This window comes from Streptomyces spongiae (assembly GCF_009377185.1).
Classification (GTDB): domain Bacteria; phylum Actinomycetota; class Actinomycetes; order Streptomycetales; family Streptomycetaceae; genus Streptomyces; species Streptomyces spongiae.
Genome location: NZ_VJZC01000470.1, coordinates 1 through 7,982 on the forward strand (window position 1 = coordinate 1; position 7,982 = coordinate 7,982).

The window sequence follows — 7,982 nt, forward strand, 5'->3', positions numbered from 1 at the left end:
GCTTCACGTTCCACCACCGCACCCCACCGACATGGCTGTGGGCTCCGGGCCCCGCGCCCCACCAGTCGGCCCCCCGCCAGTACAGCTCGTTGTGGAGGCAGCGCCCCGCCACGGACGCGGCCCAGTTCGAGACCTCGTACCAGGAGAAGCCCGCCGCCGACAGCGCCTCCTCCGCGATCAGGTACCGGTCCGCGTGAACGTCGTCGTCCGTCATCGGCACCTCACCCCGCCGGATGCGCCGCGCGAGCTGCGTGCCCTCCTCCACGATCAGCGCGTACGCCGACACATGGTCCGGCCCCGCCCCGATCGCCGCGTCCAGGGAGGCCCGCCAGTCGTCGTCGGACTCCCCGGGGGTGCCGTAGATCAGGTCGAGGTTGACGTGCTCGAAGCCCGCCGCGCGGGCCTCCGCTACGCACGCCTCCGGACGCCCCGGCGTATGCGTGCGGTCCAGCACCCGCAGCACGTGCTGCCTCGCGCTCTGCATGCCGAAGGAGATCCGGTTGAAGCCGCCCTCCCGCAGTACTTCCAGATACGCCGGGTCCACCGACTCCGGGTTCGCCTCCGTGGTGACCTCCGCGTCGTCCGCGAGCCCGAACTCGTCCCGGATCGCCCCCAGCATCCGTACGAGGTCACCAGCGGCCAGCAGCGTCGGCGTACCGCCGCCGACGAAGACCGTGCGGACGGGACGCGGGTCGTCGCCGAGCACCTTGCGGGCCAGGCGGACCTCGTCGATCAGGGTCTCGGCGTAGTTGTCGCGGGAGGCGAGTACGCCGCCCGTCCCGCGCAGTTCGGTCGCCGTGTACGTGTTGAAGTCGCAGTAGCCGCAGCGGGTCGCGCAGTACGGAACGTGCAGGTAGAACCCGAGAGGCCGGTCCACGGCCCCGGCCAGGGCGTGCGCGGGCAGCGCCCCGTCGTCGGGGACGGGCTCACCGTCGGGGAGTGCGGAAGGCATGTCCTCCATTGTCCAGCACCGGCGCGCGCCCCCGTACGAGCTCCCCTTGCGCACCAGCTACTCCGCCTGCAACACCAGCAACGCCAGATCGTCCTCCGGCGGCCGTTCGCCGAACTCGTGGACCAGCCGCTTGATCCGCTCCGCGAGGAGCGCGGCGTTCAACCCGCGGCACCCGGCCAGCGCGGCCGCGAGCCCGTCCCCGTCGTCGAACATCACCGATCCACAGCGCCGCTCGGTCACCCCGTCGGTGACGCACAGCAGCGTGTCGCCCGGGTGCAGGGTGAAGGTCTCGGAGGTGTACGCCATGTCCTCGATCACACCGAGCAGGGTCTGCGGCTCGGCGGCAGTGTGGACGTCGCCGTCGGGGCCGAGGACCAGCGGCAGGGGGTGTCCGGCGGAGGCGAGGGTGCAGTGGACGCCGCCTTCGTAGGGGACGAGTTCGCCGTACAACAGGGACAGGAAGCGGGTCTGCGGGCCCTCGTCCGCGCCGAGGCCGGGTCCGCCGGCCGTCACCAGGGCCCGCGCGGCCGCGTCCGCCGCCTCGGTGGCGTCGTCGAGGAGGAGCTGGTTGAGGCGGTCGAGGACGTCGGCGACCTGGTAGCCCTCGCGGGCCAGCAGCCGCAGCCAGGGCCGGGCGAGGCCGATCACGACGGCGGCCTCGGGGCCCTTGCCCTGGACGTCGCCGAGGGCGAAGCACCAGCGGCCGTCGCCCGCCGGGAACAGGTCGTAGAAGTCTCCGCTGGGCCCGCCCTTGTCGCACGGCTCGTACACCAGCGCGCTGTGCATCCCGGGGATCTCGGCGACCGCGCCGGGCAGCAGCCCGCGCTGCAGGACCCGGCTGATGGTGGCCTGGCGGGCGTACTGGCGGGCCGCGCCGATCGCGAGGGCCACCCGGCGGCTGAGGTCCTCGACGAGCCCGGTGACCTCGTCCGCGAAGCGGAGCAGACCGGCCCGCCCGATGACGATCGTGCCCAGCGGCCGCCCGCCCGCGATCAGCCGGTACGCGAGCGCGGTCCCGGTCTCGCCCCGGTCGCCGCCCCGGTCGCCCAGCGCCTCGCCGGGCCACGCCACGGGTACCGCCCGGGACCGTACGGACTCCGGCAGCCGGGGCGGGTCCTTCTCCAGCGCGTGCCGCAGGTCCTCGATGCGGTTCTCGCTGACGTGCCAGACGCGGGCGAGGCGGGATCCCGTGCCGTGTCCGGCCTCGGCACCGCGCCAGCCCATGCCCTCGTCCTCCAGCCACACCGCGCACCAGTCGGCGAGGCGGGGCACCAGCAGTTGTCCGGCGAGCGCGGCGACCAGGTCCTCGTCGAGCTGTCCGGCGAGCAGGTCGGAGGCCTCGGCGAGGAAGGAGAGGGCGCCGCGGTTCAGCCAGTCCCGGTCGCGCTCCGTGCTCCGCCGCGGCGCGGGGGCGAGTATCTCGGCGGCGATCGTCCCGCGGTCGAAGGCGGTGTCGGCGGCGTACGCCTCGATCCTCTCCTCGACGTCCACGGCCCCGTCGACGGGCAGGCGTGCCCAGACGGTCTTCACGCCCGTGCGGTAGGTGATGCCCCAGGCGTCGCAGAGGGCGGAGACGAGCCGCAGACCGCGCCCGTACTCCGGGGTGCCGTAGGAGGGTTCCGTGCCGTGCGGGCGCTCGGTGCTGTACGGGCGTTCGGTGCCGTCGTCGCGTACGGCGCGCGAGGGGTGGTGGTCGGAGACCTCGACGACGACGTGGACGGGCTCGTCGTCGAGGTACTCGGGGTGCTCCAGACGGCACAGCAGCTCGACGTCCGTGCCGGCGTGCACGACGGCGTTGGTGACCAGTTCGCTGACCACGACGAGGACGTCGTCGGCGAACCGGTCGGTGAGCAGATCGGATCCGGGCAGCACGAGCCGGGCCCACTCGTCCAGGGCGGCGCGGGCGAAGCGGCGGGCAGCGCCGGGCGCGAGGGGACCACCGGGCAGCGACGCTCGTGCGACCGCGCGCCGGTCCGCGCCCTGGTGCGCAGGCGTACCAGGAGCACGAGTCGTCGACTCGCGTTGCGTCGGAATGGCCCCCACTGTGCGGCTCCCGGAGCAGTTCGTACGAATTGGCCTCAGGCGGCACCGACAGAGTGACAGACTGGCCACGCCCATAAGCGCCGAGTTACCGAAGTGGGCCACCATGAGTGAGAACAGTGCTACACGGGTGCTCGAAGACGGTCAGGAAGACGGACTTGTTCGGACATCTGATCTGCGTCCTCTCCTCGCGGCCATGACGGCCGCGCGGGACGGCGATTTCAGGAAGGCACCGGAGGCGGGGCACGGCATCGCGGCCGAGCTTGCCGCCGTCTTCAACCAGATCATCGACCGCAGTACCCACTTCAACACGGAAGTGCAGCGCGTCCGGCGGGAGTTGGTGCGCTACGGCCGCCTGGACGAGCGGCTCTCCGCGAGCCCGGGCCAGGGCAGCTGGACGTCCCGTGTCAACGACGTGAACCAGCTCCTCGACGCCCTGGTGGCGCCCGCCGCCAACGCCACGCGCGTGCTGGACGCGGTGGCCGGCGGGGACCTCACCCAGCGGGTCGACCTGCACGACGGGAACCGGCAGCTCCGCGGTGACCTGCGGCGGTTGGGCCGGGCCGTGAACACCATGGTCGACCAGTTGTCGCTGTTCACGGGCGAGGTGACCCGGGTCGCGCGCGAGGTGGGTACGGAGGGGCGGCTGGGCGGGCGGGCCAAGGTGCGCGGTCTGTCCGGGAGTTGGCGGGACGTGACCGAGGCGGTCAACACGATGGCGTCCCGGCTGACGGCCCAGGTCCGTGACATCGCCCTGGTGACGACGTCGGTGGCGCGCGGCGACCTGACCCGTACGGTGACCGTCGAGGCGACCGGTGAGCTGCTCGAACTCAAGCTCACGGTGAACACGATGGTCGACCAGCTGTCCGCCTTCGCCGACGAGGTGACCCGGGTGGCGCGTGAGGTCGGCACGGAGGGTCAGTTGGGCGGGCGGGCGCAGGTCAGAGGCGTGTCCGGCGTCTGGAAGGATCTCACCGACAACGTCAACTTCATGGCGTCGAACCTGACCTCACAGGTCCGCAACATCGCCCAGGTGACCACCGCCGTGGCCAACGGCGACCTCAGCCAGAAGATCACGGTGGACGCGCAGGGCGAGATCCTGGAGCTGAAGTCCACCATCAACACGATGGTCGACCAGCTCTCCGCCTTCGCCGACGAGGTCACCCGCGTCGCCCGCGAGGTCGGCACCGAGGGCAACCTGGGCGGTCGTGCCCAGGTCCGGGGCGTGTCCGGCGTGTGGAAGGACCTGACCGACAACGTCAACTTCATGGCGGACAACCTCACCTCACAGGTGCGGAACATCGCCCTCGTGTCCACGGCCGTCGCCCAGGGAGACCTCGGGAAGAAGATCACGGTCGAGGCGAAGGGCGAGATCCTGGAGCTGAAGTCCACCATCAACACGATGGTCGACCAGCTCTCCGCCTTCGCCGACGAGGTCACCCGCGTCGCCCGGGAAGTCGGCACCGAGGGCAACCTCGGCGGTCAGGCCCAGGTCCGGGGCGCCTCCGGCGTCTGGAAGGATCTCACCGACAACGTCAACTTCATGGCGCTGAACCTCACTTCCCAGGTACGGAACATCGCCCAGGTGACGACCGCCGTGGCCAACGGCGACCTGTCCAAGAAGATCACGGTCGACGCCCGCGGCGAGATCCTCGAACTGAAGGACACCGTCAACACGATGGTGGAGCAACTGCGCGCCTTCGCCGACGAGGTGACCCGGGTCGCCCGCGAGGTCGGCACCGACGGCCGGCTCGGCGGTCGCGCGCAGGTGCTGGGCGTGTCCGGGGTGTGGCGGGACCTGACGGACAACGTCAACTACATGGCCGACAACCTGACGTCCCAGGTGAGGAACATCGCCCAGGTGGCGACGGCGGTGGCCCAGGGCGACCTGTCCAAGAAGATCGACGTGGACGCCCGCGGCGAGATCCTCGAACTGAAGACGACCATCAACACGATGGTGGACACCCTCTCCTCCTTCTCCTCCGAGGTCACGCGCGTCGCCCGCGAGGTGGGCTCGGAGGGCCAGCTGGGCGGCCAGGCGCGGGTCGAGGGCGTGTACGGCACCTGGAAGCGCCTGACGACGAACGTGAACGAGCTGGCGCTGAACCTCACCACCCAGGTCCGCGCGATCGCCGAGGTGGCCTCGGCCGTGGCGCAGGGCGACATGTCGCGCTCCATCTCCGTGGAGACGCGCGGCGAGGTCGCCGAGCTGAAGGACAACATCAACCTGATGGTGGCCAACCTCCGCGAGACCACCCGGGCGAAGGACTGGCTGGAGTCCAACCTGGCCCGTCTGGCGGCACTGATGCAGGGCCACCGGGACCTGATGGAGGTCGCGGACCTGATCCTGCGCGAGCTGACGCCGCTGGTGAACGCGCAGTACGGGGCGTTCTACCTGGCCGACCCCGACGAGGACGGCGCGGCGCTGCGTACGACCGCGCCCGGCGAGGGGCTCGGCAAGGGGCTCGCGTTCATCGCCGGGTACGGCTCGGCGCAGGGCGCGACCGTGGAGACGGGCGGGCTGCCGGTGCACGGGCTGGTGGCGCAGGCGGCGCGGGAGAAGAAGCGGATCCTGGTGGAGGAGGCGCCACCGGACTACATCAAGATCAACAGCGGTCTGGGCGAGGCGTCCCCGTGCAGCGTGGTCATCATCCCGATCCTCTTCGAGGACAAGCTCCTCGGCGTGATCGAACTGGCCTCCTTCTCGCGCTTCTCCGACGTCCACCTGGCCTTCTTCGACCAGTTCGTGAACACCATCGGCGTCGCGATCAACACGATCATCGCCAACTCCCGTACGGAGTCCCTCCTCGGCGAGTCCCAGCGGCTGGCCATGCAGCTCCAGGAGCGCTCCGACGAACTCCAGAAGCAGCAGGCCGAGTTGCAGCGCTCGAACGCCGAGCTGGAGGAGAAGGCGGCGCTCCTGGCGACCTCCTCCCAGTACAAGTCGGAGTTCCTGGCGAACATGTCGCACGAGCTGCGCACACCGCTGAACTCCCTGCTGATCCTGGCCCGGCTGCTCTCCGACAACCCGGACGGCCATCTCACCGACCAGGAGGTGCAGTTCGCGTCGACGATCCACCGCTCCGGCTCGGACCTGCTCCAGCTGATCAACGACATCCTCGACCTGTCGAAGATCGAGGCCGGCCGGATGGACGTACGCCCCAAGAGGCTCCCGCTGATCAAGCTGCTCGACTACGTGCACGCCACGTTCCGGCCGCTCACCCTGGACCGGGGGCTCGCCTTCGAGGTGGCGGTCGGCGAGGACGTACCGCGGGAGATGTACTCCGACGAGCAGCGACTCCAGCAGATCCTGCGCAACCTCCTCTCCAACGCGATCAAGTTCACCTCGGGCGGCAGGGTCGAGCTGCGCGTCAACCGCATCAAGGACCCCGAACACCGCTACACCCGCGAGGACACCGACGAGGTGATCGCCTTCGCGGTCTCCGACACCGGTATCGGCATCGCGCCCGAGAAACTCCCGGTGATCTTCGAGGCGTTCCAGCAGGCCGACGGCACGACGAACCGCAAGTACGGCGGTACGGGTCTCGGGCTGTCCATCAGCCGGGAGATCGCGGGTCTGCTGGGCGGCCGCATCATCGCCGAGAGCGTGCCCGGCAAGGGCTCCACCTTCACGCTGTACGTGCCGGTCGTCAGCCCCGGCCACGCGGCGACCGGACCGGTGCCCGAGGAGCGGGCCCTCCCCGAGCAACTGTCGGCCGAGCCGTTCACCGGGGCCGAGCCGTTCACCGGGCACGACCCCGACGACACCTGGCCGACGCCCAACAAGCTGGAGGCATGGAAGTCGGGCCGCGCGGGACAGGTCCTGCCGGGCCGCCGGGTGCTGATAGTGGACGACGACATCCGCAACGTCTTCGCGCTCACGCACGTGCTCGGCCGCGTCGGCATGCCCGTCCTCTACGCGGAGAACGGCCGCGAGGGCATAGAGACACTGGAGCGCAACCCGGACGTCGAACTCGTCCTGATGGACATCATGATGCCGGAGATGGACGGCTACGAGACGATCGCCGCCATCCGCCGCACCCCGCGCTGGGCGGGCCTGCCCATCGTCGCGCTGACCGCGAAGGCGATGCCGGGCGACCGCGAGAAGTCCATCGCACGGGGCGCCAACGACTACGTACCGAAGCCGGTGGACGTCGATCAGCTGCTCACGGTCGTCTGCGCGCTCCTCGACCCGGAGAGTGCGCCGGAGGACCATGCTGAACCGGAGAGCACGGAGCCGGAGAGCACGGAGCCGGAGGGGCCGGCCGGTGCCGAGGGGGCGAGTGCCCACGAAGCAGCAGACTGAGTGAGGCAGTCAGACATGAGCATTGAGGCAACGACCGACGACCGCGCCAGCATCCTCCTCGTGGACGACATGGAGGACAACCTGATAGCGCTGGAGGCCGTCCTGGGGTCCCTGAACGAGCCGCTGGTACGCGCCCGTTCGGGAGAGGAAGCCATGAAGGCGCTGCTCAGGCGGCGCTTCGCCGTGGTCCTCCTCGACATCCGCATGCCGGGCATGGACGGCTTCGAGACGGCCGCGAACATCAAACGGCTCGACCAGACCAAGGACGTCCCCATCATCTTCCTGACGGGCACGGACGCCGACGCGGGCTACGCCTTCCGGGGATACGCCACCGGGGCCGCCGACTACCTCACCAAGCCCTTCGACCCCTGGGTCCTACGCGCCAAGGTCGCGGTCTTCCTGGACCTGCACCGCAAGAACGTGCAGTTGGAGCGGATGCTGACGCAGGAGCAGGCACAGGGTGCCGAGCTGAGCAGTCGGCTTGCGGCCTTGGAGAAACAACTCACCGGGGACGAGCCCCCGGACCTGGCGGAGCTGCGTCTCCAGGTCCGGGAGCTACGGCAACTCGTAACGCGAGGGCGCGTGACCTGACCTAAGGGGCGCGGGGAACTGCGCGACAAGCCACAACGAACCCGCAAGCCGCCAGCAATCCCCCGCACCCCCTCCCCTGACGCGCTACGCCTC

General features: G+C 70.4%; 4 protein-coding genes. 2 read left to right on the top strand and 2 right to left on the bottom strand.

Going from position 1 to position 7,982, the window contains the following annotated elements:
• Together hemW and FNH08_RS38465 are read right to left on the bottom strand one after the other, a co-directional pair.
• Window positions 1–952, bottom strand: a 952-nt coding sequence (gene hemW, locus FNH08_RS38460; protein WP_152776165.1) for a radical SAM family heme chaperone HemW, incomplete at its 3' end; no start/stop codon positions are given.
• A 57-nt stretch (window positions 953–1,009) separates the two neighbouring features.
• Window positions 1,010–2,995 carry a SpoIIE family protein phosphatase gene (locus FNH08_RS38465; RefSeq protein ID WP_322726169.1) on the bottom strand — a complete coding sequence of 662 codons (1,986 nt, stop codon included), beginning with the start codon at window positions 2,993–2,995 and terminating at the stop codon, window positions 1,010–1,012.
• 103 nt (window positions 2,996–3,098) lie between these two features.
• Here FNH08_RS38465 and FNH08_RS38470 point away from each other — a divergent pair, with 103 nt between their 5' ends.
• Both FNH08_RS38470 and FNH08_RS38475 read left to right on the top strand, forming a co-directional pair.
• The gene (locus tag FNH08_RS38470; protein WP_152776167.1) at window positions 3,099–7,298 is read left to right on the top strand and encodes a HAMP domain-containing protein; all 4,200 of its coding nucleotides are present in this window, start codon (window positions 3,099–3,101) and stop codon (window positions 7,296–7,298) included.
• Between the two features lie 15 nt (window positions 7,299–7,313).
• Window positions 7,314–7,889, top strand: a complete 576-nt coding sequence (locus tag FNH08_RS38475) for a response regulator (protein WP_152776168.1) — start codon at window positions 7,314–7,316, stop codon at window positions 7,887–7,889.
• Window positions 7,890–7,982 lie beyond the last annotated feature (93 nt).

Coding starts and splice junctions, on each gene's coding strand:
- FNH08_RS38470 (WP_152776167.1), top strand. CDS start 3,099: ATGAGTGAGAACAGTGCTACACGGGTGCTCGAAGACGGTCAGGAAGAC.
- FNH08_RS38475 (WP_152776168.1), top strand. CDS start 7,314: ATGAGCATTGAGGCAACGACCGACGACCGCGCCAGCATCCTCCTCGTG.